The 26193-nt window shown below is 66.5% G+C and carries 25 protein-coding genes; 14 read left to right on the top strand and 11 right to left on the bottom strand.

The window, feature by feature from the left end; genetic code table 11:
• Positions 1–6: 6 nt before the first annotated feature.
• Entirely contained in the window at positions 7–1272 is a 1266-nt protein-coding gene (locus tag ACOI2T_RS16875; RefSeq protein ID WP_409505748.1) for an acyltransferase family protein, read from the bottom strand.
• A 235-nt stretch (positions 1273–1507) separates the two neighbouring features.
• Entirely contained in the window at positions 1508–2674 is a 1167-nt protein-coding gene (gene ampC, locus ACOI2T_RS16870) for a class C beta-lactamase (RefSeq protein ID WP_409505818.1), read from the bottom strand.
• Positions 2675–2749: 75 nt separating this feature from the next.
• Here ampC and ACOI2T_RS16865 point away from each other — a divergent pair, with 75 nt between their 5' ends.
• Positions 2750–3064 carry a hypothetical protein gene (locus tag ACOI2T_RS16865; protein ID WP_085150430.1) on the top strand — a complete coding sequence of 105 codons (315 nt, stop codon included), beginning with the start codon at positions 2750–2752 and terminating at the stop codon, positions 3062–3064.
• Positions 3065–3068: 4 nt separating this feature from the next.
• Here the strand turns inward: ACOI2T_RS16865 and ACOI2T_RS16860 are convergent, their stop codons facing one another.
• The gene (locus ACOI2T_RS16860) at positions 3069–3626 is read right to left on the bottom strand and encodes an Rv1352/Rv1906c domain-containing protein (RefSeq protein ID WP_409505747.1); all 558 of its coding nucleotides are present in this window, start codon (positions 3624–3626) and stop codon (positions 3069–3071) included.
• Between the two features lie 84 nt (positions 3627–3710).
• On the opposite strand from ACOI2T_RS16860, the gene ACOI2T_RS16855 reads away from it, so the two are divergent.
• The 5 genes from ACOI2T_RS16855 (at position 3711) to ACOI2T_RS16835 (ending at position 9532) form a co-directional block, all read left to right on the top strand.
• Complete coding sequence (locus tag ACOI2T_RS16855; RefSeq protein WP_409505746.1) at positions 3711–4874, top strand: alkaline phosphatase family protein; 1164 nt, start codon at positions 3711–3713, stop codon at positions 4872–4874.
• A gap of 19 nt (positions 4875–4893) precedes the next feature.
• Entirely contained in the window at positions 4894–5232 is a 339-nt protein-coding gene (locus tag ACOI2T_RS16850; RefSeq protein WP_067855814.1) for a DUF732 domain-containing protein, read from the top strand.
• A gap of 44 nt (positions 5233–5276) precedes the next feature.
• Positions 5277–5738, top strand: coding sequence for a DUF5078 domain-containing protein (locus ACOI2T_RS16845; RefSeq protein ID WP_085150657.1), 462 nt, complete (start codon positions 5277–5279; stop codon positions 5736–5738).
• 426 nt (positions 5739–6164) lie between these two features.
• Positions 6165–6638 carry an MmpS family transport accessory protein gene (locus ACOI2T_RS16840; RefSeq protein WP_409505745.1) on the top strand — a complete coding sequence of 158 codons (474 nt, stop codon included), beginning with the start codon at positions 6165–6167 and terminating at the stop codon, positions 6636–6638.
• A complete protein-coding gene (locus ACOI2T_RS16835) occupies positions 6635–9532 on the top strand; it encodes an MMPL/RND family transporter (protein ID WP_085150436.1) in 2898 nt (965 codons plus the stop codon). The genes ACOI2T_RS16840 and ACOI2T_RS16835 overlap by 4 nt, the downstream gene beginning before the upstream one ends.
• Positions 9533–9542: 10 nt before the next feature.
• Here ACOI2T_RS16835 and ACOI2T_RS16830 read toward each other — a convergent pair whose 3' ends face one another.
• The gene (locus ACOI2T_RS16830) at positions 9543–10262 is read right to left on the bottom strand and encodes an ArsR/SmtB family transcription factor (RefSeq protein WP_409505744.1); all 720 of its coding nucleotides are present in this window, start codon (positions 10260–10262) and stop codon (positions 9543–9545) included.
• 537 nt (positions 10263–10799) lie between these two features.
• On the opposite strand from ACOI2T_RS16830, the gene ACOI2T_RS16825 reads away from it, so the two are divergent.
• Complete coding sequence (locus ACOI2T_RS16825; protein WP_409505743.1) at positions 10800–11429, top strand: C40 family peptidase; 630 nt, start codon at positions 10800–10802, stop codon at positions 11427–11429.
• Positions 11430–11491: 62 nt separating this feature from the next.
• Positions 11492–12238: a peroxide stress protein YaaA gene (gene yaaA, locus ACOI2T_RS16820; protein ID WP_409505742.1), complete on the top strand. Its 747-nt coding sequence runs from the start codon at positions 11492–11494 to the stop codon at positions 12236–12238.
• Positions 12239–12262: 24 nt separating this feature from the next.
• Here yaaA and ACOI2T_RS16815 read toward each other — a convergent pair whose 3' ends face one another.
• Genes ACOI2T_RS16815 through ACOI2T_RS16795 form a run of 5 tightly spaced genes read right to left on the bottom strand, consistent with a single transcriptional unit; the run spans position 12263 to position 16851 of the window.
• Positions 12263–13180 (bottom strand): TauD/TfdA dioxygenase family protein, encoded by a 918-nt coding sequence (locus ACOI2T_RS16815; RefSeq protein ID WP_409505741.1) that lies wholly within the window; start codon positions 13178–13180, stop codon positions 12263–12265.
• A 19-nt stretch (positions 13181–13199) separates the two neighbouring features.
• The gene (locus ACOI2T_RS16810; protein ID WP_409505740.1) at positions 13200–14270 is read right to left on the bottom strand and encodes a PhnD/SsuA/transferrin family substrate-binding protein; all 1071 of its coding nucleotides are present in this window, start codon (positions 14268–14270) and stop codon (positions 13200–13202) included.
• Between the two features lie 26 nt (positions 14271–14296).
• Positions 14297–15031 carry an ABC transporter ATP-binding protein gene (locus tag ACOI2T_RS16805; protein WP_409505739.1) on the bottom strand — a complete coding sequence of 245 codons (735 nt, stop codon included), beginning with the start codon at positions 15029–15031 and terminating at the stop codon, positions 14297–14299.
• Complete coding sequence (locus ACOI2T_RS16800) at positions 15018–15905, bottom strand: ABC transporter permease (protein ID WP_234817118.1); 888 nt, start codon at positions 15903–15905, stop codon at positions 15018–15020. Before ACOI2T_RS16800 ends, ACOI2T_RS16805 begins: the two co-directional genes overlap by 14 nt.
• Positions 15883–16851: a TauD/TfdA dioxygenase family protein gene (locus ACOI2T_RS16795; RefSeq protein ID WP_409505738.1), complete on the bottom strand. Its 969-nt coding sequence runs from the start codon at positions 16849–16851 to the stop codon at positions 15883–15885. The genes ACOI2T_RS16800 and ACOI2T_RS16795 overlap by 23 nt, the downstream gene beginning before the upstream one ends.
• 651 nt (positions 16852–17502) lie before the next feature.
• Between ACOI2T_RS16795 and ACOI2T_RS16790 the strand changes: the two genes are divergently transcribed.
• The 6 genes from ACOI2T_RS16790 (at position 17503) to ACOI2T_RS16765 (ending at position 23653) form a co-directional block, all read left to right on the top strand.
• A complete protein-coding gene (locus tag ACOI2T_RS16790) occupies positions 17503–18024 on the top strand; it encodes a hypothetical protein (RefSeq protein ID WP_067855829.1) in 522 nt (173 codons plus the stop codon).
• Between the two features lie 54 nt (positions 18025–18078).
• A complete protein-coding gene (locus ACOI2T_RS16785) occupies positions 18079–19554 on the top strand; it encodes an amidase (protein WP_409505737.1) in 1476 nt (491 codons plus the stop codon).
• A gap of 24 nt (positions 19555–19578) precedes the next feature.
• Positions 19579–20985, top strand: a complete 1407-nt coding sequence (locus ACOI2T_RS16780) for a pyridoxal phosphate-dependent decarboxylase family protein (RefSeq protein WP_409505736.1) — start codon at positions 19579–19581, stop codon at positions 20983–20985.
• A gap of 119 nt (positions 20986–21104) precedes the next feature.
• The gene (locus ACOI2T_RS16775; RefSeq protein ID WP_067855838.1) at positions 21105–22007 is read left to right on the top strand and encodes a fructose bisphosphate aldolase; all 903 of its coding nucleotides are present in this window, start codon (positions 21105–21107) and stop codon (positions 22005–22007) included.
• Positions 22008–22034: 27 nt separating this feature from the next.
• On the top strand, positions 22035–22949 hold the full coding sequence (locus tag ACOI2T_RS16770; protein WP_067855841.1) for an alpha/beta fold hydrolase: 915 nt from the start codon (positions 22035–22037) through the stop codon (positions 22947–22949).
• Positions 22950–22996: 47 nt separating this feature from the next.
• Positions 22997–23653 (top strand): MBL fold metallo-hydrolase, encoded by a 657-nt coding sequence (locus ACOI2T_RS16765; protein ID WP_067855844.1) that lies wholly within the window; start codon positions 22997–22999, stop codon positions 23651–23653.
• A 19-nt stretch (positions 23654–23672) separates the two neighbouring features.
• Here ACOI2T_RS16765 and ACOI2T_RS16760 read toward each other — a convergent pair whose 3' ends face one another.
• Both ACOI2T_RS16760 and ACOI2T_RS16755 read right to left on the bottom strand, forming a co-directional pair.
• Complete coding sequence (locus ACOI2T_RS16760) at positions 23673–24938, bottom strand: competence/damage-inducible protein A (RefSeq protein ID WP_409505735.1); 1266 nt, start codon at positions 24936–24938, stop codon at positions 23673–23675.
• 45 nt (positions 24939–24983) lie between these two features.
• A complete protein-coding gene (locus ACOI2T_RS16755; protein ID WP_421877330.1) occupies positions 24984–26126 on the bottom strand; it encodes an enhanced intracellular survival protein Eis in 1143 nt (380 codons plus the stop codon).
• Positions 26127–26193: the final 67 nt, after the last annotated feature.

Genomic DNA, 26193 nt, shown 5'->3' with positions numbered 1-26193 from the left:
CCAGGTCTACCCTGCACGGGCCGACATTGCCGGTCTGTCATCGAGGTCCCCGTCGATCCGGTGCAACTTGCTGTTCGTCTGATCCGCAGGCCTGATGTCGACCATCCTGCGCATCCATCGGCGGGCCGGCTCCTCGACGAGGTGATACAGCAGGACCGCTCCGACGACACATATCGCGAAGAGCAAGAGCAGCGTTACCTTGCCCGACAGGTTCGGGGACAGGGTGAGCTCGAACTGCTTGACCGTCCAAATCCACGCCGTGTGCACGAGCTCGTGGAACATGTACAGACCGAACGAGATCTGCCCGCCGTAGACCAGCGGCTGGATCCCCAGCAGCGCAGGCAGGCTGCCGGTGCCCACCGACAGCGCCACGACCAACGGAACGAACAGGATGTCGACGAGTCCACCTGCGTCACCGACCGTGTTCATCGGGTGCGCCTCGAAGAAATAGAGGCCGCCGATGATCACACCGGCCAGCAGGATCGACAGGTAGCCGGCGCCGCGCCGCGCGCGGTCGGTGAGCTGGAGCTTGCGTACCGCGGCACAGGCAAGGGCTCCCGCGGTGAACTGCATGACGATCCGCGGTAACCAGCTCCACGGCGTGTAGAAGTGGCCCGTCGCCATCAACAGCACCACCGGAGGCAGTGAAGCCGCGATGGCCAGCAACACCAGGCTTCTGGCCCGTGTCGCACGCGCGATCCGGAAGATCACCAGGATGAGTCCGCCGAACAGCAAGTACGCCAACCATTCCGCGCTGATCGACCACGCCGGACCGTCCCAGCTCGAGCCGTCGAAGTAAGGCTGGAACCACAGCTGAACCAGAAAGAGCTGGCGCACATAACTGACGGCGTTGTAACCGCTGGTGTCTTCCGGCGGCACGTGGCCGACGTTGAGGGAGAATATCAGCCACAGCGCAGCGAGATGCAGGGTGACCAGATACACCGGCCATACCCTCGACAACCGCAACCACAGGAAGTGCAGGGTGGCCCGGGTCGACCACGACGGGCCCATCCGGTCGAAGTAGTTCCAGGTGAGCACGAATCCGCTCAGGATGAAGAACAGGTCGACACCTTGGGCGCCGCAATCGAGTATCGGCGCGAGTGCCTCGGTGAAATCGGGCGCGGCCTGGTACAACAGCGGCCGGAAGTGGAACAGCACCACCCATACGGCTGCGACGATGCGCAGTCCCGTCAGGGCTTTGATCTCTGCGCCGCGCACAACACTCTTTCCGTATCCACCCACGCTGTTTCGCCCGCGCCATTGCCGCGGCATGCCGGGCGCATCGCCTTCCCACGACCCGGCAACCGGCAGCTCTCGCAGACTAGCAGCGTGGGTGCGGCGATCGCGCGCTCGCAATCCTGTGCGATTTCTGGACGCGGGCTGTCAATTCGGCGACCGGCAGCCGGGTTGTATTGCGTAGCAAAACGTTTGCGTGTGCCTGCCGTGGTCGCGCGGCGATGCTCGCCAGCGCCGTTACGGCGTGTCGGCAATCGCCGGGCTACCGGGCTCAGCGCCGCGCTTCGAGCTCCTGCAGAACCGTGTGGGCGGCAGTGACCCGCGCCGGAATCGGAAAGTTCTTGTTGGCCAGGATGACGATGCCGATCTGCCGGTCCGGCACGAACAAGGCGTAACTTCCGAAGCCGTCGGTCGACCCGGTCTTGTTGAACAGCGCGGGCCCGTCCGGAAGCCGACCCGGCACGATCGGCAGCGCGGGCTGTGGCTCCATCGCCATGGTGCTGGAGTTTCCGGCGAGCAGCACATCCAGTGACACCGGATAGGGGTAACGTTCCCAACCCAACCCCTGCACCATGTCCCCCACCCGGGAGTAACCGACGTGAGTGCCTTCGATCGCGCGCTGCAGCGACTGGTCGAAGCGGTGCGGCGCAATGTTGGCCTCGATGAAACCGATCAGGTCGGCGGCACTGGTCTTGACGCCGTACGCCTCGGCGTCGAAGACCCCGGGACTGACCCGGGTCGGCTCATTGGCCTTGTCGTAGCCCCATGCGTATCGGTCCATCGCGCTGTCCGGCACGTGGATGTACGTACTGGACAAGCCGAGGCGCGAGAAGACCTGCGCCTGCACGAGATCAGCGAAATCACCCCGCATCGCGCGGCTGGTCAGATGACCGAGCAGCCCGATGCTCGGATTCGAATATCGGCGGATCTCCCCCGGTGCCGCCGTCGGGGACCACTCGCGGAAGTAAGCGAGCATGCCGGCGTCATCGGTGACGGTGTCCGGGAACTGCAAGGGCAGTCCCCCTGCCGTGTAGGTGCCGAGGTCACGCAGGGTCGCGGCATCGACAGCACTGCCCCGCAATTCCGGCAGATAGGCCGACGGGTGCGCGTCGAGCGACAATGCTCCGGTGGCCTGCGCATACGACGCGAGCGTTGCGGTGAAAGCCTTGCTCACAGAGCCGATTTCGAACAGGGTGTGCCGCGACACCGCTGGGCCGCCCGGGTTCGCGGCCAAACCGTAGTCGACGAAGTAGCGACGGCCGTCGACCGTGACGGCGACCGCCATTCCGGGAACGTCGTACTGCTCGAGCAACGGACGAAAAGCCCGGTCGACGGCAGCCTGGACGGCGTCCGGGCTGCCCGCTGCCTGGGACGCCGTCGAAACGAGCGCGATCGCGGCAACCAGTACCACCCCGACGACGCGCAGCAGTGCCCCCATCACGCCCCGACTCCCTCGGCGGAAGACGCTGCCGCGGTTAGGCTCGAAAGAGGCGATCTCTCGAGGAGGTTCGAGATGACGAACATCGTTCGCCGACTCGCCGCAGGCGTCGGCGTGGCGTTGGCGCCGCTGGCCACGTTGGCCGCCGTCACGGTCGCGGCACCGGCGATCAGCTCAGCGCAGTGCGAGGGCGGCGCGTGGTGGGACCCGGTGGCCAACACCTGCCGGCCGCCCGTCGTGCCGTTGCGATGCGAGAACGGCTGGTGGTGGGACCCGGCCGGGAACACCTGCCGACCGCCCGTGGTGCCACCGCCTCCGATGTGCGACAACGGCTGGTGGTGGGACCCCGTCGGCAATGCCTGCCGGCCCCCGCTGATCCCCCCGGCCTGACGCATCAGGGCAGTGGAACCTGCGATCCGTCGAACTGACGGGCGTTGTTGTTCAACGAGTTCAGCCACGCCCACAGTTTGGCCTTCGCGACGAGCGCCGGGATGTCTCCGGTGGCGGGCGGACCGGCAGCGACCGCATCCGTCTTCTGCCACGCCTGGCATCCGCTGGTCTTGAAAGCCTTGTCGGTGGCGTCGATCTGCACGGCCTGCGGCTTCTTGCTGATCGCGTTGTCGATGATGTCGCCACCGTGCAGATCGGCCATGCGCTTCCAATAGCAGGTGCCGTCCTCGACGGGTCCGGCCGACGCATAGGTGCCGGGCTCGATGTCGGTGCCGACGATGAATATGCCGTCGTGATCCATCGTCGTCGCCGGGACGGCCGGCGCAGCAGGTGCCGCAACGCCGGGGGGCGGTGCCGCAACACCGGGAGGCGGTGCCGCAACACCGGGGGGCGGTGGAGCGGGAGCCGGGGTCGTGGGATCGGCGCTCGCGATCCCGCTGAACGTGCCGCCCCCAACGATCGCCACCGCGGCAGCGAGGGCCACTGCTTTGATCGGCTTCATAAATGGTCAGCGTACCGGTTCCGCCAGGAACATCCCCACCGTTGCCCAGGCCTGCACGTGTGACTTCTGTGGCAGGCTCACCACGTGGATGCGCCTCAACCCGACCGCACACTGCACCACCTTGCCGATGTGGTTCCGTCTGTGCTGGCCGCGATGGGCGCGGCGGGATTCGAGGCGCGCATCGATCTGCCCACCCCGGTCCGCGGCGCATGCGTGTTGCTGATCGACGGGCTCGGGGCGGAGCTGCTGGATGCGCACGCCGCCGATGCGCCGGTGCTGGCGGGTCTGCGTGGGCAGACGTTGCAGGTCGGTTTCCCGTCCACCACAGCCGCCGGGCTCGCCGCCATCGGCACGGGCTGCCGCTCCGGTGAGCACGGCCTGGTCGGCTATTCGTTCCGGGTGCCCGACGCCGGTGTCATCAACGCCCTGCGCTGGCGTCCGCATCCGTGGGGCGACGATCTCCGCGACACCGTCCGGCCCGAGGCCGTCCAGCCGCTGCCCACCACATTCGAACGGGCCGTCGACGCCGGCTTCGCCGTCAGTGTCGTATCGGGCGCCGAGTTCGCCAGATCCGGGCTCACCCGCGCCGTGCTGCGCGGCGGCGACTACATCGGTGTGCACGCGACGGGTGAGCTGGCCGCCGCCGTCTCGGGCTGCATCGCCGCCGGTGGATTCTGCTATGGCTATCACGCCGATCTCGACCTGGTCGGTCATCTGCACGGGCCGGGCTCGACCGCGTGGCGCATGCAGTTGCGTCAGGTCGATCGGCTGGTCGAGTCCGTGGTGGAGACCCTGCCTGCGGATGGACTGCTCGCCGTGGTCGCCGACCACGGCATGGTCGCCGTCGACCCGACCGAAGTGGTCGACCTCGACACCACCCCGGCGCTGCAGACCGGCGTGGCCGCAGTCGGCGGCGAAGCGCGTGCGCGCCACGTCTACACCGCTATGGGCGCGGCCGACGACGTGCTGGCGGCCTGGCGGGAAACCCTCGCCGACACCGCATGGGTGTTGTCGCGCGACGAAGCGATCGCCGCGGGTTGGTTCGGCGGGCGGGTCCGCGATGACGTGTTGCCGCGCATCGGAGACGTCGTCGCCGCCGCGCGTGGTTCGGCGGCGCTGATACGGCGCACCGCCGAACCGCTGGAATCCGCGCTTGTCGGCCACCACGGGTCGTTGACCAGCGCCGAGCAGCGAATCCCGCTACTGATTGCGACGGGTTTTCCGGGCAGCCTGCCATCATCGAGTTAGATGCACTAAGATTCCCCGCATGAAGCTTGCAGGGCTGGCAGTACTCGGCGCCGCCGCGGCCATCGCGTTCGCAGCGCCGGCACATGCCGAAATCGACACGGACTTCGCCAACGAGCTGCACACGTACGGCATCTACGGGCCGCGTGACTACAACGCCTGGATCGGCAAGCTCACGTGCAAGCGGCTGCACAACGCGGTGGACCACAACGCCAACGACTCCGTGGCGTTCCTGAGCAAGAACCTCGACAAGGACAGCACCACGGCGCAGCACTGGCAGTTCTTGGGCACAGCCATCAACTACTACTGCCCCGACCTCCGACATGTCATGGAGCAGGCCGCGGCCGACTCGGCCAGATAGCTTTTCGCCGCCTCCCGAGAACTTGGAGCGATATGTTGAACCACATGCGTCCTACAAACCTCATCCGCATGGGAGTCGCCGCATGCGCCGTGGCCGGAACGCTGGCCGCAGCACCGGGCTTGGCCGCCGCCGATGCCACCGATGACTACCCGATCCCGAACCGCATCCTCAAGACGCAGTGCGATGCCGAGCAGATCATGGCCGCGGCCCGCGATGTCGAGCCGATCTACTACGAGCGGTACATGATCGACTACAACAACAAGCCACCGGCCGACCAGCAGGGGGCGCGCGACCGCATCCACTGGTTCTTCTCGCTGGACTACGCCGGCCGCCGGCAGTACTCGGAGAACACCGCGACCAATGCGTTCTACGAGCAGATGTCGTGGCGGTGGCCGAACTGGGCCAAGCTGTTCTTCAACAACAAGGGCGTGGCCGCGAACACCACCGATATCTGCATGAACTACCCCCGCGGCGACATGTCGCTGTGGAACTGGGCAGCTGACTGACCTATCGCAGTGTCGACGCCCCCGCGTTCTCGCGGGGGCGTTTGCATGGGGCCGTATGACAGAGCCGGCTGACCGTGTTACCGCGTCACTCTCGGCCCCGCGCACATGGGCAGACAACCCGCCGACTTGCGCGTGAGCGCCGGGGTGACCACTTGTTACGGGTCGTGGCCACGTATCGTCGCGTGAGCACGCCAAACGTGACGGCTGCGCCCCTCCGGCACGCGGCCGGTCAACGTTTTGCAACTCTGTTAAATCAGCTAATATCTCGCAGTACTTAGTCAACTGGCTAACTGGCAGACAGACGGCGAGGCGTATCGAGGTGCACATGGCACAGAGCAGCTACGACAACCGCGGTCTCATCGACCGCGCGACAGGATTGCGTGCCGTGGTCTCGAAACAGATCCGTCTGACGGGTGTCGTCGCCTGATGGCCAAGGCTACGAAACGCTCACGGGGGAAACAGTTTTCACTGACCGGCCTGGCGCGGCGGTTCTGGATTCCGCTGCTCATCATGGTCGTGGTGGTCGTCGGGGCGTTCACCGTCATGCGGGTACGTACATTTTTCGGCGCCGGTGACGGCAGCGGCATCTCCAGCGCGAAGGTCGACGACACCAAGCCGTTCGATCCCAAAGTCGTCGTCTACGAGATCTACGGAGTACCGGGCGCGACCGCCGACATCAATTACCTCGACCTCGACGCTCAGCCTCAGCGCATCGACGGCGTCACGTTGCCATGGTCGCTGCGGCTCGAGTCCACCGCCCCTTCGGTGTTCCCGAACATCGTCGCGCAGGGCAACGGTGACACCATCACCTGCCGTATCACCGTCGACGATGAACTCAAAGACGAGAGAACCTCCAACGGCGTCAATGCCCAGACCTTCTGCTTGGTGAAATCTGCATGAGCAACCACGACGCCCCCACTGACGCCTTCCCGGCCGCCGGCCCTCCACCTGCACGCCACGGCGGGATCGCAAAGTGGATCCGGCGGCTGGCGATCCCGATCATCCTGGTCTGGATTGCGATCATCGCGATACTGAACACCGCCGTGCCGCAGCTCGAAAAGGTCGGCGAGATGCGGTCGGTGTCGATGACGCCGGACGACGCGCCGTCGATGATCGCGATGAAGCGCGTCGGCGAGGTGTTCCAGGAGTTCAAGTCCAACAGCTCGGTGATGATCGTGCTCGAGGGCGACGAGCCCTTGGGCGACGACGCGCACAAGTTCTACGACGAGATCGTCGACAAGCTCGAGGCCGACGACAAGCACGTCGAGCATGTCCAGGATTTCTGGGGCGACCCGCTGACCGCGTCGGGCGCCCAGAGCTCCGACGGTAAGTCCTCGTACGTCCAGGTCTACACCGCGGGCAACCAGGGCGAGGCGCTGGCCAACGAATCGGTCGAGGCAGTCCAGGACATCGTCAACAGCGTGCAGGCCCCGCCGGGCGTCAAGGCCTATGTGACGGGCCCGGCGGCACTGTCGGCCGATCAGCAGATCGCCGGTGACCGCAGCATGCGGATGATCGAAATGCTGACCTTCACGGTCATCATCATCATGCTGCTGCTCGTCTACCGCTCGATCATCACCGTGATCCTGACGCTCGTGATGGTCGTGCTCGGGCTGGCATCGGCGCGCGGTGTCGTGGCGTTCCTCGGCTATTACGAGATCATCGGGCTGTCGACGTTCGCCACGAACCTGTTGGTGACGCTGGCGATCGCCGCGGCGACCGACTACGCGATCTTCCTGATCGGCCGATATCAGGAGGCTCGCAGTGTCGGTGAAGACCGGGAACAGGCCTACTACACCATGTTCCACGGCACGGCCCACGTGGTGCTGGGCTCGGGTCTGACGATTGCCGGCGCCACACTGTGCCTGCACTTCACCCGGCTGCCGTACTTCCAGTCGCTCGGTATCCCGCTGGCCATCGGCATGACCGTGGTGGTGTTCGCCGCGCTGACCCTGGGTTCGGCGATCATCACGGTGGCGAGCCGGTTCGGCAAGGTGCTCGAGCCCAAACGCGCGATGCGCACCCGTGGGTGGCGCAAAGTCGGTGCGGCCGTGGTGCGTTGGCCCGGGCCGATCCTCATCGCCACCATCGCGCTGTCGCTGATCGGTCTGTTGACCCTGCCGGGGTACCGGACCAACTACAACGACCGCAACTATCTGCCACAGGACCTGCCCGCCAACACGGGGTACGCGGCCGCGGACCGGCATTTCTCACAAGCCCGGATGAACCCCGAGTTGCTGTTGATCGAAAGCGATCACGATCTGCGCAACTCGGCCGACTTCCTGGTCGTCGACCGGATCGCGAAGCGAATCTTCCAGGTACCCGGCATCTCCCGGGTCCAGGCCATCACGCGCCCGCAGGGCACGCCGATCGAGCACACCTCGATCCCGTTCCAGATCAGCATGCAGGGCACCACGCAGATGATGAACATGAAGTACATGCAGGACCGCATGGCCGACATGTTGGTGATGGCCGACGAGATGCAGAAGACCATCAACACGATGGAGGACATGCTCGGGCTCGTCAAGCAGATGTCGGACACCACGCACAGCATGGTGACGAAGATGCACGGGATGGTCGTGGACGTGGCCCAACTACGGGACCACATCGCCGATTTCGACGATTTCTTCCGGCCGATCCGCAACTACTTCTACTGGGAACCGCACTGCTACGACATCCCGGTCTGTCACTCTCTGCGTTCGATCTTCGACACCCTCGACGGCATCGACACCATGACCGACGACATCCAGAAACTGATGCCGGACATGGATCGCCTCGATCAACTCATGCCGCAGATGCTCACGATCATGCCGCCCATGATCGAGACGATGAAGACGATGAAGACCATGATGCTGACGATGCAGGCCACCATGGGTGGTTTGCAGGATCAGATGGAAGCGATGATGGAGAACCAGACGGCCATGGGCCAGGCGTTCGACGCTTCCAAGAACGACGATTCGTTCTATCTCCCGCCGGAGACGTTCGACAATCCGGACTTCAAGCGCGGCATGAAGATGTTCCTGTCCCCCGACGGGCATGCGGTGCGGTTCATCATCAGCCATGAGGGCGATCCGATGAGCCCCGAAGGCATTTCGCACATCGAGGCGATCAAGCAGGCCGCGAAGGAAGCCATCAAGGGCACGCCGCTCGAAGGCTCCAAGATCTACCTGGGCGGTACCGCGGCCACCTTCAAGGACATGCAGGAAGGCTCCAACTACGACCTTTTGATCGCCGGAATCGCCTCGCTGTGCCTGATTTTCATCATCATGCTGATCATCACCCGCAGCGTGGTGGCCGCCGCGGTCATCGTCGGCACCGTGGTACTCAGCCTCGGCGCGTCCTTCGGCCTCTCGGTGCTCATCTGGCAGCACCTCATCGGCCTGGAACTGCACTGGATGGTGTTGGCGATGTCGGTCATCATCCTGTTGGCCGTCGGCGCCGACTACAACCTGCTACTGGTATCCCGGTTCAAAGAAGAGATACATGCCGGCCTCAACACCGGCATCATCCGCGCGATGGGCGGGACCGGGTCCGTGGTGACCTCGGCGGGTCTGGTGTTCGCGTTCACGATGATGTCCATGGCGGTCAGCGAACTCGCGGTCATCGGCCAGGTCGGCACCACGATCGGCCTGGGTCTGCTGTTCGACACCCTGGTCATCCGGTCCTTCATGACGCCGTCGATCGCGGCGCTGCTCGGCAAGTGGTTCTGGTGGCCGCAGCAGGTGCGCCAGCGGCCGCTGCCCGCGCCGTGGCCCACACCCATCCAGAAGGATCCGCAGGACGCGCTGACCTGATCGGCGGCTGTCACTGCGGCACGCCGGCCCGCTCAAGACCCGATTTCAGCTTGGACAACTTGAGCGGCCAGGCGCGTGAAACAAGCTGGCGGACAGGATTTTTCGGGCCGAACCCGCCATGGACCACGGTCAGCTCGACCTGATCCTCGACCAGTTCGATGTCGAAGGACACCCGTGAGCGGGTGTCCGGTGCGACGGTGTGGAAGGTATATGCGAGCCGCCCGTACGGATCGGATTCGAGGATCAGTTGGTCCGGGTGCTCGACGCGCCCATCGCCGTCGATCCAGACGTACGTGGCGCCCTTCTGCCAGTCCGACTCGATGCCGTGACCCATATACCGAAGCGAGAATTCCGGGTTCGTGATCGCCTGCCACAGCCGCTCGGGCGTTGTGTGGATATAGGTGGTGTACGCGAACTCCGTGGGTGCGACGTCGAGTGCTGACGCGTCGTCCGCGTGCGCGTGCACGTCGGCCCCACCGAAACGGTTGATCCATTGGTCGGCGACCGCGCTGATGGGCTCGGCGTTGAGGTAATGCAGCTTCTCGCGCCCCTGGCGCACGACCGTCACCAGATTGGCCGCCTCCAGTACCGCCAGATGCTTACTGACCGACTGGCGTGCCATCAACAGACCCGCACACAGTTCCCGCAGACTCTGACCGTCGCGGTCGTTGAGGCTTTCGAGCAGCATCCGCCGATTCGGGTCAGCCACTGCCTTCAAAACGTCGTCCACGCCCGCCCATTCCGTTCATGTGCGTGCCTGCGCCCGCCAGACCGAATTATGCAGCCAGTTGGCTGCATGTCAACTTCGGAACAGGACTCCGCCACCCGTCGACTCCTGCCGCCTGAGCCTGTCAGCCGGACCGGTGAAAGTTCGCCAGAACCGCACTCCCCGGTGCGGCGGCGGTGTCGATGACACCCCAGTACGCAGGACGCCATGGCGACGTCGGGCGACAGTGCCCCACAACGCAGACCGTCGATACGGCCAGCCGAATTTTGTTACACACAAGCGCATTTCGAGTCGAAACAGCGTTTCGACCTTCGGATCAGCCGTGACGGAAGTGGCACAGAGCCACTGCGGCAACCACATTGGACGGATCCGTCACACTCCGAGTAATCACGCAAAAATGCCGCTTAACCGACTGCGAAATACCGTCATTGGCAGTCCCACCAAATCCCAAGGGCCGTGAGATAACCGATTTATATGTCTCCTTGTGAACGGAGTCACATATTTTGGCGACCATTTTCAGCTCTGTTAATGTCCCGCCGCATGTTTGCTATCGCGACGCTGATGGCGCTTGTCCAGCAGGTATCGGGCACGCCGTACATCTCCGGTGGGGACAGTCCGGCCGGAACCGACTGCTCCGGTCTCGCCTCCTGGGTCAGCAATGTGGCCACCGGCCGGCCCGCCTTCGGTGACCGGTTCAACACCGGAAACCAGGAGCGTGCCCTGCTGGCCCGTGGCTTCAAGCACGGCACCCAGCCCGGTGCCCTCGTGATCGGCTGGAACAGCGGCCACACCGCCGTCACGCTGCCCGACGGCACGCCCGTCTCCTCCGGCGAAGGTGGCGGCGTGAAGATCGGCGGCGGAGGTGCCTACCAGCCGCAGTTCACCCACCACATGTATCTGCCAGTACAAGCCGAACCCGCCGCACCGCCGCCACCGCCTGCCCCGCTGCCGTTCGGCGTGCCACCGCCACCCGAGGCGCCGCTGCCCCCGGTCCCGCCACCGCCGCCGCCCGCTCCGATGGCAGCGCCCGCGCCGGTCGATCCCTTCGCGCCACCGCCACCGCCGCCTGCCGACCCCATGGCAGTACCGGCGTCGTTCGTGCTGAACGTTCCGCCGCCACCCGGCCCGCCCGCTCCCGAGCTTCCTCCGCCGCCCGGAATGCCGGTCTGACCCGGCTGGGATCACATCGGTCAGATCACCGGACACCAGGACCGCTCCGCTAACGTCTCGGTGTGATCGTGCTCCTGCCACCCTCGGAGACCAAGCGCGCAGGCGGGGACGGCCCGCCATTGCGTCTGGACAGTTTGAGCTCGCCCGCGCTCAGCCCGCTGCGGGAGACGCTGGTCGACGAGTTGGTCGGACTGGCCGCCGACCCGCCGGCGTGCCGCAAGGCCCTCGGGCTCTCCGCGGCCCAGGACGCCGAGATCGAGCGCAACGCCGGCCTGCGGCAGGCACCGACGATGCCGGCGATCAACCGCTACACCGGCGTGCTGTACGACGCGCTCGACGTCGAATCGTTGCGCGGAGCGGCCGCGGCCCGGGCACGCGCCCGGCTCGCGGTCGGCTCGGCGTTGTTCGGTCTGCTGCGTGCCGACGATCTGGTACCGGCCTACCGGCTGTCTGCGTCCGCGAAACTGCCGGGCCGGCCAGGCTTGAGTACCCGGTGGCGTCCGTTACTCGAGCCGGTGCTGGCCGAACTCGCCGAGAGTGAACTCATCGTGGATCTGCGGTCGGGTTCCTACGCCGCGCTCGGGCGAGTGCCCGGAGCGGTGCGGGTGCAGGTGCTCGCCGAACACCCCGATGGACACCGCACGGTGGTCAGTCACTTCAACAAGGCGCACAAGGGCCACCTGGCCCGGGCGCTGGTGAGCTCGAGGGCCGAGCCCAACGACGCCGCCGCAGTGGCCGCTGTCGCCCGCCGAGCCGGTATGCGTGTCGAACGCCACGGCGACGAGCTGACGATCGTGGTGCCGGCCTGATCTCCTGCCGCGGAGCGGCTCGCGTCAGATGGCGTCGAACGGTTCGCCATCGAGGGCGGTGGAAGGCTGCCCGTCGGGTCCCTTCGGCACGTCGCCAACCAATGTCACCCGGTACAGCCGGCGGTCGTGGTCGAGTGTCAGGTCTGAGGGCGCCAGATGCACGGTCGATCGGTTGTCCCAGAACGCGATACTGCCCGGTTCCCACTTGAACCGGACCGTGTACTCGGGCCGGGTGAGCTCGTCGTAGAACAAGCCGAGCAGCCGTCGGCTCTCGTGCGGCGAGACGCCGACGATGTGGCTGGTGAAACCGGGGTTCACGTAGAGCGCCTTCTCCCCCGTCTCGGGGTGTACGCGCACGACCGGATGTTCGGTGAGCAGGGGCCTTCGCTGCACGCGGCGCTGATAATCGTCTGTCGCGGTGGTGCCGTCGGGAGGCGCGAACCGGTGCACCGCCCGCAAGCGGTCGGCGAGCTTCTGCAGCGGGGCCGACAAACCGGCATATGCCGCAACGGTATTGGACCACTGCGTATCACCGCCGTACGGCGGAATCTCCTCGGCCCGCAATATCGACGCGAAGGGCGGGTTGACTGCCGCGGTGACGTCGGCGTGCCAGTTCGGTTTGTCGAATCCGCGCGAGGTGCCGTAGCGCGTCTTGAACCGGTCCCGGAAGATCGGGTAGATCGTCGGGTAGTCCGGGTCGGGAATCGAATCGAACAACGGATGCGCGGGTGTCGGCGCGCCGAACGCGGCGGCGAACCGCAGATGGTCGTCGTGGCCGATGAACTGGTCACGAAAGAACACGACCTTCCACTTCAGCAGTGCCGCACGGATCTCGGCGACATGCTCATCGAGCAGCGGTGCGGTCAAATCGATTCCGCTGATTTCGGCACCGGTCCAGCCCGACTGCGGTCGGATGTTCAATGCGGACGCGAGCTGAGTCATTGCTGTTCCCATCTGTTGTTCAGGACTTGAGTGATCTGGGCGTGACGTTGTCGAGGCGGTTCTGCGCGTTGACGATGTCGTTGTAGCGGCCGTCGACATATTGAGTGACATCGACGTGCGTCTTGGTCGTTCCCGTCTCGTAGAGTCCGTCGGCGACGTTCTGGAACAGCGCCGTGGAATCGGCGTCGATCGGGTAGTAGGAGGCGATGCCGTCCTCGTCGTACAACTTCTTTCCCTGATCGAACGTGATGCCCTGCTGCTTGACGTAGTACTCGTTGATCCACTCTTCGGAGTGGGTGTCCTTCCAGTTGTTGGCCGCGACCGCCCGGCCGACGTAATCACCGATGGCGGCTACCTTCGCCGGGTCGCCGAGAACGTCCTTATGCACGATCAGGCTCTGGATCCCGGTGTTGATGCCCTTGCCGTCGCCCAGGATCGGGGGTTCGCCGAGCTGGTAGTACTGGTTGCCGAGGACGATGGCGGCGTCGACCGCACCGGCGGCGAAGGTCGGAACCACCTCGGCGCCGGCCAGCTCCACGGGTTGGACATCGGTCTTGAGGTCGAGGCCGTGCTGCTTGAGCAGCGCCGCGGTGATCATGTGCCGGCCAGATCCCGGCGGATAGGCAACCCGTTTGCCGCCCAGTTGCTCGATCGTCGTGACCCCGCTGTCGGGGCGCGCGACAAGGTAGTAACCCCCACTGGTCCCCGGATTGGCCTGAAGGCCGATCGTCACCAGATCGGTGACCCCGCTGTCGACCGCGATGGGTACCGGTGCCTCACCGATCGATCCGACGTCGGCCGCGCCGGATCGCAACGCTTCGATCACCGCTGCCCCGCCGCTGAAGTCGGCGAATTCAACCTCGTAGGGCGCGCCTTGGCCGGCGTCGGCCAGGTTCCACGGCAGGGACTGCGTAGCGTTCTGTTCTGCGACCACGATCTTCGTCCCGGCAGGCACATCGCTTGTGGTCGCGATCTTCACGGAATCGATTGCGGGCCCGGCCTCTTCGCCCGAGAGCCCGCATGCGCTCGCAAGCAAGGCGACCAACAGGATCGCGGTGCTGCGCCACCGCCGAAGAACATTGGGATACACGGTCATTCCTTATCTCGGGGTGCGGGTCAGGACTGGTCGTCCGCCACGCCCAGTTCGGCGAGCAGACGCCTTCTGAGCGTGACGAATTCGTGGGAGTCGCGGGCTCGGGGCTTGTCCACCGAAACCGCGACGTCGAGCGATATGACGCCGTCGGTCAGCACGATCACCCGGTCGGCCAGCACGATTGCCTCATCGACATCGTGGGTGACGAGCAACACCGCCGGTGTGTGGCGCCGGTACAGATCCATCAACAGGCCGTGCATCTTGATGCGCGTCAGCGCGTCGAATGGCTCGTCCAGGAGCAGCAATTGGGGTTCGCGCACCAAGGCCCGCGCCAACGCCACCCGCTGCGCTTCCCCGCCCGACAATGTGCGCGGCCAAACTTTGGCCTTGGTGGCCAGGTTCACCTCGGCGAGGGCATCGCGCGCACGTTGCTGCACCGCCGCGGTTGTCGGCAGTCCGATCGTCACGTTGGACAGTACGCGTTGCCACGGCAGCAGCCGAGGATCCTGAAACACGATCGCGCGCCGCTCCGGTACGCGCAGATAGCCGTCGACATCGCTGTCCAGCGCTCCGAGGGCCCGCAGGAATGTGCTTTTCCCCGATCCGCTGCGGCCCAACAACGCAACGAACTCGCCCGCGCGGATCTCCAGCTCGAGCCCGTCGATCACGACGTTGTCGCCGAAGCGCTTTCGCACATCTCGTGCGATCACCACGGCATCGGTGTCCACGCCTGCGTACCGGGCGTCAGTCTCCGTCATATGCCCGCCTCCAGGTCAGCAGCCGAGCTTCCAGAAAGCGCACGACCAGGATCGAGACCAGGCCAAGGATTGCGTACACCGCGATCAGGACGAACACCACATCGATCTGGAAGTACTCACGGGCGTCGGTCATCATTCGCCCCAGACCCTTCTTCGCGTTGATGGTTTCGGCGAATATCAACGACAGCCAGGACGCGGTGAGGGCAAGCCGTAGGCCCACGAGGAAGCCGGGCAGCGAGCCCGGGACGATGACGCGGTAGATCAGCTCCGCGCGACCGGCCCCGAACGAGCGCGCCGCCTCCACCAGTGCGGCATCGACGCTGCGGATCGCGCTGAAGGTGTTGATGTATATCGCGACCGCGACGGCAAGTGTGATCAGCAGGATCTTGGGCACCTCGCTGATCCCGAACCACACGATCAGCAACGGGACCAGCGCGAAGTTCGGAACCGCCCGAAGGACTTCCATGTTGGCGTCGACGAAGTTCTCCCCCACCCGCGACAGACCGGAGATCAATGCCAACGCCAGGCCCAGCACGATGCCGAAGGCCAGGCCGTACCCGACCCGCAGCAGACTGGCGACCAGATGCTCCTGGAATGTGCCGTCGGCGATCAGCGTCCACGCGGCGCGCAGCACGCGCGTGGGCGGCGGCACCGTACGCTCGTCGAAAATTCCGGTGGTCGAAAGAACCTGCCACCCGACGACCAACAGAACCGGACCGAGCAGGCGCTGCAATGCCCGCGGCACGACAGGCCTCCGCTGAGCCTTTCGGATCGCCGCCCGCGGGTCGACAAGACCGGCCGCATCGCCGCTTCCGGCGATCCGGCCGGGCCTCGACAGCACCGTCGACATCTCAGGCAGCCCCGAAGTAGTCACCCGAAATCGATTCCGAGGCAATGCCATCCGGACCAACCGGGATGTCACCCACGAGAGTTATGCGGTGCAGGATCCGGTCGCCCTCGACGTGTTCGAAATCCCTGGGTGCCAGGTGCAGCGCGGCCCGGTTGTCCCAGAAGGCCACGCTGCCGGGCTCCCACTTGAACCGGACCGAGTACTCCGGGCGCGCAATCTCCTCGAACAGCAGATCCAGCACGTGTCGGCTCTCGCGCGGTGCGAGGTTGACGATCTCACGAGTGAACGACGGATTGACGTACACCACCTTCTCGGCGGTCTCGGGATGGATGCGTACAACCGGATGGATCGAGGCCAGTGGATTGCCGCGGACGAGATCACCGATCTTCTCGGTGCTGCGCTCGGCGGAGACCGACGAACCGAACCGGTGCTCGGCCCGCAACTCGTCGATGAACGACTGCACCGGCTCGGACAGCCCGGCATAGACCGCCGCAACATTCGTGAATTGCGTATCACCGCCGTACGCGGGCACCTGCTCGGCCCGCAGGATCGAATGCGACGGCGGGTTGATCAACGGCGTGACGTCGGCATGCCAGCCGGGGCCATTGGGACTCTGGCGCTTGCGGTATTTCGTCCCGTAACGATGGTCGTAGGCGGCTGGGGACACGGTGTGGATCTGCGGGAACCCGGGTGGCGCGGAGTCACCTTCGTAGGGGTGCCCCGGTGTCACGGCGCCGAACTGCGCACCGAAGGCGATCTGCGTCGCGTGGTCGAGGTCCTGGTCGCGGAAGAACACGACTTTCCATTTGTTCAGCGCGGCCCGGATCTCGGCTATTTGGTGTTCGGTCAACGGTGCCGACAAATCGACGCCCTCGATCAAGGCACCGGTCCAACCGGATAACGGTGTCACCTCGATATTGGTTTCGGCGGCTGCATTTGCGTCCGTTGCCGTGGTCGCGGCTGTTGTCACTGCCGTGCTCCCCTCGAAAGTCCTGCAGGTATCGACCACTGGGACGCTAATGACGATCGAATTCGGGGTTACCGGTTTGAATCGGCGTGACGAGAATGCCGGTGTCGGCAACGATCCCGAATTCTCGCGGCAGCCCTTTCCATGAATTCGACGAATTCCCCCGGTATCCGATTGTTCGGGCCGGTATGAGCAAGCCGGCTGCCCCGCCGCCGGGATCGACGCGGCCCCGCGCCCGAGCCAGATATTCTGGCAACGCCGCGACCCCCGCGCCGCGCCGCCTCCACGACGTTGCCCGCAGATATTGACATGCCGGTCAGAACAGGCCCCGGCCTGGGCATGACGGGGCTGGTGTCTCACAACCGGGGCCAATCCTCATGTTGCGGAGCAACATTCACGCGGGCCGGGCACATGGCGCGACAGCCAACTCTGCGTCGAACCGGGGATTTCCCGTTTTCGGGTGTTTCCCACGATCGCCGGTCGGGTCGTGCACAATATGAGGTCGCGTCAGCGAGCTTGTTTGTGAAACCTCACCAGAACGCCGTCACGGGAGCGAGCTTGGTCACCCACCCAGCGTCCACCTCATATCCGCCGCGCACCGGTGGAAGGCATCGAAAACCACCCGAGCGCCGTTGGCTTCCCATCGGTATAGGCGTGGCGGCGACCGCCCTCGTCAGTTCACTGCTCACCGCCTTCGTCGTCATCACCACCCTTGCCAAACTTTCATCACGTGACTCCACGTACGCAGTGGGTGCGAAAATGCTGGCGGTCAACCCCGATCGGTCACCCCGGCAGACGGCGACCGCACAACCCAGCGCAGCAGCCGTCACACCGTTCGCCTTCGACCAGTCGGGATTCATCGGCTCCGGCGCACGCTGCCGAGACACCCAGACGGCTCGGGCGATCGGGCGCACCGAGGGTTCCCTCGTGGTGATCTGCCTCGACCGCGCCGGCCGGTTCGAATACCACGGCGTGCGGTTGACCGACGAGGCCGCGCTGGCCGCCACGGCACAGAAATCTCCTGATCGAAAGTTCGTGGCCCGCAACTACAGCGTGAGCTATGCCGTCTCCCCCACCGAACTGCTTGTCACGTCCGGAAATACGGTCATCAAACGCGAGCCGATGGTGGAGTACCGCGAAATCCTCTCGACCCCGGTCGTTGTCGCGCCGCGCTGACCGCGGGCGCGTGTGCCAGGCGGTGCCCTGCGCCCGCCGGTTAATGTGATGCAGATGGATTCGAAGTTTGCGTTCGAGCTCGCCGGCGTCGACGCGATCGGCCAAGCCCGCCTGGCTGCGGCCGGTGACGTGACCGCCACCGAACTTCTCGACGCAGCGATCGTCCGCCTCGAGGCGGCGCGGTCCCTCAATGCGGTGATCACCGATCTCTTCGACCGCGGACGTACCCAGGCGACTGCGCTCGACGCCTCAGGCGTGCTTCGCAACGGGCGGGCCGGACCGCTTGCCGGTGTGCCGTTCCTGCTCAAGGATCTCGGTGCCGCTCTCGCCGGAGCGCCCGAAGCGATGGGATCCCGGGCGTTACGGGACCATGTGGCAACGGATTCCGCTTGGACGGTGCAGCGGTATCTCGAGGCCGGCCTGGTGGTGTTAGGAAAGACCAACACCCCGGAGTGGGGCAATCACTGCACGACCGAACCCGTGTTGTTCGGTCCCACGGCCAATCCCTGGTCATCATCGGTGACACCGGGAGGTTCGAGTGGCGGGTCGGCTGCCGCGGTGGCCGCGGGCGTCGTACCGGCGGCCTCCGGCGGTGACGGTACCGGTTCGATCCGCGTCCCGGCATCGTGTTGCGGTTTGGTCGGACTGAAGCCGCGCCGCGGCCGGGCCTCGTTCGCACCGGACGGCGGGCACGGTTTGGAAGGGCTCGTGAACAACCATGCGCTCACGCGGACAGTGCGTGACTGCGCGGCCCTGCTCGACGTGATCGCGGGCAGCGTCACCGGTGATCCTTACTCCGCCCCGGCGCCGGATGAGCCGTTCCTGCAAGCGGTTTCGCGGGATCCGCAGCCTCGACGGGTGCTGATGTCGACCTCATCGCCGTTTCCGACCGAGCGGATCGACCCCGCAGTCGTCGCGGCGGTCGAACAGACCGGGCGGTTGCTGGAGAGCCTCGGTCATCGGGTCCAGGCGGGCGGTCCGTCGATCGACCCGGACGCGGTCGCCGACGCGGTTGCGGTGCTGCACAACGTGAGTAACGCACAACTGCACGCGTTCGCCACCGGACACCTCGGCCGCGAACCCCTCGACGACGAGTTCGAGCCGAGCACATGGGTGATGATCCGCGAGGGGTTCACCACGACCGGCATGGCCTACGCCGACGCCATCGCCGCCGTTCACGCGCAGACGCGCAGGTTCGCCGCCGGGATGGCCGGGCACGATGTGCTGCTCGTGCCTACTCTGCTGACCGGCCCACCGCCGTATGCGCTGCTGAATCAACCGCGCGGCACCACGCGCGCGTTCTTCGACGTGGAGTTCGCCACGACCGGCTGGACGGCACTCGCCAATGTCACCGGCTGGGCGGCGATTTCACTGCCGCTCGGCACGACCGACGACGGTCTGCCGATCGGGGTACAGCTCATGGCCCCCGACGAGGCGGTATTGCTCGGCCTCGCCGCTCAGCTCGAGCAGGCCGCACCGTGGGCAGCGCGCAAGCCCGCAAGTTGGGTCGCAAACGACGGCACTCCCTGACCCGCTGCCCGTAGGGTCGGCGCCATGGCGCATATCCGTCCCGATCGCACCGCCGCACTGCATACCGCGGCTTCGCACGCCGAGGCGTTCCTCAACGGCCTCGACGACCGCCCGGTCGCCGCGCGCACCGATGCGTCGGCCATCCGGCAGACCCTCGGCGGTCGGCTTCCCGACCACGGCGAAGATCCCGCGGCCGTCGTCGCGGCCCTCGCCGCCGGAGCCGATCCGGGTCTGGTGGCGAGCGCGGGCCCGCGGCACTTCGGCTTTGTGATCGGTGGCGCCTTGCCCGCGGCACTCGGCGCCGACTGGCTCGTGTCGGCGTGGGACCAGTGCGCCGCCTTCCATTCGCTGTCGCCGGCCGCCGCGGCCATCGAGGAGATCGCCGCGGGCTGGGTGCTCGACCTGCTGGACCTGCCCCCGAGTGCGAGTGTCGGATTCGTGACCGGCGCGCAAGCCGCCAACACCACGGGCCTGGCCGCCGCACGGCACGCGGTGTTGGCCCGTGCCGGTTGGGACGTGAGCCGCGACGGGCTGATCGGCGCTCCACGAGTGCGGGTGCTGTGCGGCGAGCAGGCACACGTCACGATCTACGCCGCGTTGCGCTTGCTCGGGTTCGGCGAGGCCGCGGCCGTGAGGGTGGCAGCCGACAGGCAGGGCAGGATGCGGCCCGAAGCGCTGCGCGCCGAGCTCGCCGCCGACGACGGTCCCGTCATCGTGTGCGCGCAGGCCGGCAACGTGTCCACGGGCGCGTTCGACGACCTCGAGGCGATCGCCGACCTGTGTGCAGCGCACGACGCCTGGCTGCACGTGGACGGCGCGTTCGGGCTGTGGGCCGCCGCCGCGCCCGCCACCCGACATCTCACCGCGGGAGCCGCGCGGGCGGACTCGTGGGCGGTGGACGCCCACAAGTGGCTCAACGTGCCGTACGACTCGGCGATGGCGATCGTCGCCGATCCCGACGCGCACGTGGCGGCGACGAGCCTGGCCGGACCGTATCTGGTGGCCGATCCGGGCCAGCGGGACAACACGAACTTCGTTCCCGAGAGTTCGCGCCGCGCACGGTCCGTACCGGTGTATGCGGCGTTGCGGTCGTTGGGCCGCGCCGGGGTGAGCGACCTCGTGGAGCGCAACTGCGCTCAGGCACAGCGGATGGCGCGGCTGCTGACCGAGCGCATCCAGGGCGCCGAAGTGCTCAACGACGTCGTCTTGAACCAGGTGCTCGTCCGGTTGCCCGGAGGCGAAGCGGCAAACCGGGCGGCCGTGGCGGCGATACAGGCCGACGGCACCTGTTGGCTTGGCGGCACGACGTGGAACGGCGAGTACGTGCTGCGGGTCTCGTTCTCGAATTGGGCTACCGCCGACGACGATGTGGACCGGTCGGCGGCCGCGATCGCCGCCTCGGTGAACACCCCGCTGAGCGCACCGGACTGAGGTGGGGTCCGGAGGCCGATGGCCGCCGAATATCCTCTGAGGGCGAATAGGCTGCACCGGCGCTGTCCGGGAAGCCAGAATCAGCAGGACACCGTCTTCAAAGGAGTGGACACCCCGTCATGACGAACCAGGTGAACCAGCAGCAGGCCGACAAGATGACATCGGGCAAGGGCTTCGTCGCCGCGCTCGACCAGAGTGGCGGATCGACCCCGAAGGCGCTGCGGCTGTACGGGGTGGAGGAAAGCGCCTACTCGTCCGAGGACGAGATGTTCGACCTGATCCACCAGATGCGCTCGCGCATCATCACCTCGCCTGCGTTCACCGGTGAGCGGGTGCTGGCCGCCATCCTGTTCGAGCAGACCATGGATCGCTCGATCGAGGGCAAGCCGTCGGCGACCTTCCTCTGGGAGGACAAGGGTGTCGTGCCGCTTCTCAAGATCGACAAGGGCCTGGCCGAAGCGGCCGACGGGGTGCAGCTGATGAAGCCGATGCCCGCGCTCGACGACCTGCTGGCCCGCGGGGTGAAGAACGGCATCTTCGGCACCAAGGAACGCTCGGTCATCGGTGCCGCCAACCCGACCGGTGTCGCCGCTGCGGTCGCCCAGCAGTTCGAGGTGGCCAAGCAGGTGCTGTCGCACGGGCTGATCCCGATCATCGAGCCCGAGGTGACGATCTCGATCTCCGACAAGGCCGAGGCCGAGGACTTGCTGAAGGCCGAGATCGCCAAGAACCTCGACGCGCTGCCCGACGGCCAGCAGGTCATGTTGAAGCTGACCCTTCCGACCGTCGCCAACCACTACAAGTCGCTGGTCGATCATCCGAAGGTCATGCGGGTCGTCGCACTGTCCGGCGGCTACTCGCGTGACGAGGCCAATGCCCTGCTCGCACAGAACAGCGGTGTGATCGCGAGCTTCAGCCGCGCGCTGACCGAGGGCCTGTCCGCACAGCAGAGCGACGACGAGTTCAATTCGACGTTGGACAAGTCGATCCAGTCGATCTACGACGCGTCGATTGCCGGCTAGGCAGGGAACGCGGCGAGGCGCACGCAGATGGTCATGCCCATCGATCGCCCCAAACTTGAGGGCAACGTCGCCGTAGGCGACGGCCGCCAACTGGGATTCGCCGAATTCGGCGATCCGCAGGGGCGGGCCATCTTCTGGCTGCACGGCACCCCTGGTGCGCGGCGTCAGATCCCCACCGAAGCCCGGGTTTACGCCGAGCAGAACCATATTCGGCTGATCGGCGTGGACCGGCCCGGTATCGGGTCGTCCACGCCGCATCAATACGAGTCGGTGCTGGACTTCGCGACGGATCTGCGCACGATCGCCGACACGCTGGGGATCGACAAGCTCGCCGTCGTCGGGCTGTCCGGCGGGGGGCCGTACACGCTGGCGTGTGCGGCGGCCATGCCCGACCGTGTGGTCGCCGCAGGCGTGCTCGGCGGTGTCGCACCGACGGTCGGGCCCGACGCCATCAGCAGTCGGCTCATGCAACTGGGCGCGGTGGTCGCACCGGTGATCCAGGTGGCCGGGGCACCGATCCGATTGGCCGCGTCGGGCCTGATCCGGCTCATCCGCCCGGTGGCCTCCCCGGCCCTGGAGATCTATGCGCGGCTGTCGCCGGAAGGCGACCGGCGGATGCTCGCCCGGCCGGAGTTCAAGGCGATGTTCCTCGACGACCTGCTCAACGGCAGCCGCAAACAGCTCGCCGCGCCGTTCTACGACATCGTGGTGTTCGAGCGGGACTGGGGCTTCCGGCTCGACGAGGTCAAGGTTCCGGTGCGCTGGTGGCACGGCGACCACGACCACATCGTCCCGTTCACGCACGGCCAGCACGTCGTGTCGCGGCTGCCCGAAGCCAGACTGACCGAGTTGCCGTACGAGAGTCACCTCGGCGGGCTGGGCTGCGCGCAGGAGATCATGGGCACGATGATCGACATCTGGGACGCCGGCAAGCTGGTGTGACGGTCGAGGGTTGACCTCAACCATTGTTGAGGGTGAAGGCTGCGGTCATGACGACAACAACGATGACCCAAATCGCGTCGGACCTCTGGGAAACCCGCACCGATACCCCGTTTCCCGGGCTGACCACGCATGCGTATCTGTGGACTCCCGGCCAAACCGGTTCCAACGCCTTGTTCTACTGCCCGGCCACCGATGCCGACTTCGCCGCGATCGACTCACTCGGCGGTGTCGACAACCACTATCTGTCTCATCAGGATGAGGCCGGGCCGATGTTGGCCCGCATCGCCGACCATTTCGGGGCGCGGTTGCACGCGCCGGCCGCCGAGTCCGAGACCATCGGCAAGCACTCCCCCATCCATGTGCCGCTGGCCACCCGCAACCGCGACGGCAACGGCGTCGAGGTCATTCCCACGCCGGGGCATACCCCGGGCAGCACAAGCTATTTGGTCGACGGTGCCGACGGCCGCTACCTGTTCACCGGAGACACCATCTTCGTCGGCGACGACGGTCGTTGGTCGACATTCGTGATTCCCGGCGTCGGCGATGCCGCCGCCATGGCCGAGAGCCTGCGGCTGCTGGCGACGCTGCAACCCGACGTGGTGATTTCCAGTGCCTACGTCGCCCGCGCGGTCACGGTGCTCGGCGACCTCGATTGGTCTGAGTGCGTGGCCGAGGCCTTGCAGTCGATACCCGCCAACCGCTGACCGACGATCACACCGAAGATCAGGACGCGGCGCTGAGGGCCCGCCGCAACAGGTGCATGGCCACCGTGGTCGACCGCTCCCGGATGTCGGACCGGTCGCCGGGCAAGCGCAGCGTGCGCGTCAGCGTGACGCCTTCGGCCCGTACCGAGAAGCACACCGTGCCGACCGGCTTCTCCGCGCTGCCGCCGCCGGGGCCCGCGATACCCGTGATGCCCACTGCCACATCGGCGCCGAAGTGGTGCAGTGCGCCGGCGGCCATCGCCTCGGCCACCGGTTCGGAGACCGCGCCGTGCTCGGCGATCAGCACCGGATCCACGTTCAACAGTTCGGCCTTGGCCTCGTTGGCGTAGGCGACCACCCCACCGGCCAGATACTCCGACGACCCGGGCCGGTCGGTCAGCCGGGCCGCCAGTAGCCCACCCGTGCAGGATTCGGCCGTCGCGATCCGCCGGCCGGATAGGAGCGCGGCAACCTGCTCGTCGACCGTCGCACCGTCCTCGGAGAACATCGCGTCTCCGTGGCGATCACGCAGCAGCGCAAGCAGATCACCGTAGGTACCGGCGGCCTGCGGTTCATAGCGCGTGACGATCTCGAGCTCGCCGCGCCGCAGGCAGGTGGTGATCTCGAGCGCGTCGAATCCGGCGATGGACCCCTCGGCCTCCCGCAAGGTCTCGGCCAGACCGGATTCGGGCAGGCCGAACATCCGCACCGTGTCCTGCCGGTACACCGTCCGGCCCGAGATGGCCTGCTGCACAGCGTCGGTCGCGACCGCGCGTGACCACATCGGCTGCAGCTCACGCGGCGGGCCGGGCAACACCACCACCGTGGGGCTGCCCGGCACGACGACGCCGGGTGCCGTGCCGACCGGTTCGAGCACTTCGGCACCGACCGGCACCAGGGCCTGCTTGCGGTTCGCTGCGCGCACCGCGTCGAAGTCGACGCCGGGGCGCCCGCTCATCAGCTTGCGCAGGATTTCGGCGATCCGCTCTTCCAGCGCCGCGTCCAGAACGAGTTCACGTCCGCAGAACTCGGCCACCGTCGCGACCGTGAGATCGTCTGCGGTCGGCCCCAGCCCGCCGGAGGTGAGAATCAGATCCACCCCTTCGGCGGCCAGGAACCGCAACTGAGCCGTGATGTCGCGGGGACGGTCACCGCAAATCGTGATGTGCGCCAGTTCGACGCCGAGCTCAAGTAGCTGATCTGCCAGCCACGGACCGTTGCGGTCCTGGACCCGGCCGGTCAGAACCTCTGTTCCGGTCACCACGATGCCTGCGCGTGCACTCACGGTTTGCACCTTACGCATCGATACCGGCCGGGCCGGGACCCGCACTCAGAAGCCGAACCCCAATTCGGCGGGCACGGCGCTGACGAAGGCCGCGCTGATCCGCTGCACCAATTCAGAATCCTTGGTACGCAACCGGTTCGCGGATGCAAAGCCGTCGGCTCGATGGCCACCCAGATACAGGCTGCCCAGGACGTCGAGATCGAGTTCGACGTCGGCAGGTTCGTCGGTCGGCGTGCATTGCGCGCGTCCGTCCCTGATCTGCAGGGCGAATCGTCCGCCGTCACTGCGGAAGCCGTCGGCGACCTCCAGCACGGTGTCGAGGTCGGACGAATATTGCCTGGCCTGGAGTGCGGCCGGAATGTCCATGATCCGCAACCACAGATCGTCGGCGCTGGAGGTGACGCGGGCCAGCCTCGGGTTGGTGAGCAGATAGGGCAACGCGTCGCCCGGATGCGTCCAAGTCGTGACCTTCTCCATCAGGTCCAGGCCCAACAGCGCCCGCCACAACGCCGCGTGAGCCTCGGGTGTGGCGGCGGTGAACTCTACGACGCGCACGACCTTCGGGCCGTCGCCGTGCAACCGGTACAGCGCGTAACCGTCGCGGTGCAGGAAGGCGAACCATTCCGTGCCGCCGCCGCGGGCCTTCTCCCGGTCGGCCAGCAGGTCGTCCCACAGGCCCGCCGGACGTACCAACCCGCCCGGGGTCTGTCGTCGCCACCGGTCGTAGATGTCGACCAACTCGTCACGATGGTCAGCCGGCTTGACCATGCGTACGCCACCCGGATCAGGCGCCGCGGCATGGAATTCGGCGAACCGGCGGTCGATCGACACTTCCTGCTCGATGGTCGCAGGCCCGTAGCCGAAGCGGCCGTAGATTCCGCCCTCGCTCGCCGTCAGTGCCGCGATCGGATAGCCGGCGTCGGCGATCCGATCGTGCAGTTGGGTGTACATGGCGCGCAGAAGGCCCCGCCGCCGATGGGTGGGCGCAACCGCGACGAAGCTCAGGCCCGCCACGGGAAGTTCGGCGCCACCGGGCACGGTCAGCGTGAGGTCGAGGTAGAGGGACTGACCGACGATGTCGGCGTCGCGCACCACCACCGCCCCACCGCCGGGCACGAGCGTCCGCCACACGGCCATCGTCTCGGGATCTTCGAGTTCTCCGAAAGCGGTACTGCCGAGGAGTGCCATCCCGGCCCAGTCGGCGTCGGTGATGTCGTGCAGGATTTGCGGAGTCAGTTCGGTCGCAGTGTCGATC

The organism is Mycolicibacterium wolinskyi str. Jessa 2025 (assembly GCF_049241375.1).
GTDB lineage: Bacteria > Actinomycetota > Actinomycetes > Mycobacteriales > Mycobacteriaceae > Mycobacterium > Mycobacterium wolinskyi.
This window is presented reverse-complemented; position numbering and strand designations above follow the sequence as displayed.

Bases quoted from the DNA above. Each gene is read 5' to 3' on its own strand.
- ACOI2T_RS16865 (WP_085150430.1), top strand. From the start codon at position 2,750: ATGACGAACATCGTTCGCCGACTCGCCGCAGGCGTCGGCGTGGCGTTG.
- ACOI2T_RS16815 (WP_409505741.1), bottom strand. From the start codon at position 13,180: ATGACTCAGCTCGCGTCCGCATTGAACATCCGACCGCAGTCGGGCTGG.
- ACOI2T_RS16860 (WP_409505747.1), bottom strand. From the start codon at position 3,626: ATGAAGCCGATCAAAGCAGTGGCCCTCGCTGCCGCGGTGGCGATCGTT.
- ACOI2T_RS16755 (WP_421877330.1), bottom strand. From the start codon at position 26,126: ATGGCACTCCTCGGCAGTACCGCTTTCGGAGAACTCGAAGATCCCGAG.
- ACOI2T_RS16775 (WP_067855838.1), top strand. From the start codon at position 21,105: ATGACGAACCAGGTGAACCAGCAGCAGGCCGACAAGATGACATCGGGC.
- ACOI2T_RS16780 (WP_409505736.1), top strand. From the start codon at position 19,579: ATGGCGCATATCCGTCCCGATCGCACCGCCGCACTGCATACCGCGGCT.
- ACOI2T_RS16805 (WP_409505739.1), bottom strand. From the start codon at position 15,031: ATGACGGAGACTGACGCCCGGTACGCAGGCGTGGACACCGATGCCGTG.
- ACOI2T_RS16875 (WP_409505748.1), bottom strand. From the start codon at position 1,272: ATGCCGCGGCAATGGCGCGGGCGAAACAGCGTGGGTGGATACGGAAAG.
- ACOI2T_RS16825 (WP_409505743.1), top strand. From the start codon at position 10,800: ATGTTTGCTATCGCGACGCTGATGGCGCTTGTCCAGCAGGTATCGGGC.
- ACOI2T_RS16840 (WP_409505745.1), top strand. From the start codon at position 6,165: ATGGCCAAGGCTACGAAACGCTCACGGGGGAAACAGTTTTCACTGACC.
- ACOI2T_RS16765 (WP_067855844.1), top strand. From the start codon at position 22,997: ATGACGACAACAACGATGACCCAAATCGCGTCGGACCTCTGGGAAACC.
- ACOI2T_RS16850 (WP_067855814.1), top strand. From the start codon at position 4,894: ATGAAGCTTGCAGGGCTGGCAGTACTCGGCGCCGCCGCGGCCATCGCG.
- ACOI2T_RS16770 (WP_067855841.1), top strand. From the start codon at position 22,035: ATGGTCATGCCCATCGATCGCCCCAAACTTGAGGGCAACGTCGCCGTA.
- ACOI2T_RS16835 (WP_085150436.1), top strand. From the start codon at position 6,635: ATGAGCAACCACGACGCCCCCACTGACGCCTTCCCGGCCGCCGGCCCT.
- ACOI2T_RS16785 (WP_409505737.1), top strand. From the start codon at position 18,079: ATGGATTCGAAGTTTGCGTTCGAGCTCGCCGGCGTCGACGCGATCGGC.
- ACOI2T_RS16845 (WP_085150657.1), top strand. From the start codon at position 5,277: ATGCGTCCTACAAACCTCATCCGCATGGGAGTCGCCGCATGCGCCGTG.
- ampC (WP_409505818.1), bottom strand. From the start codon at position 2,674: ATGGGGGCACTGCTGCGCGTCGTCGGGGTGGTACTGGTTGCCGCGATC.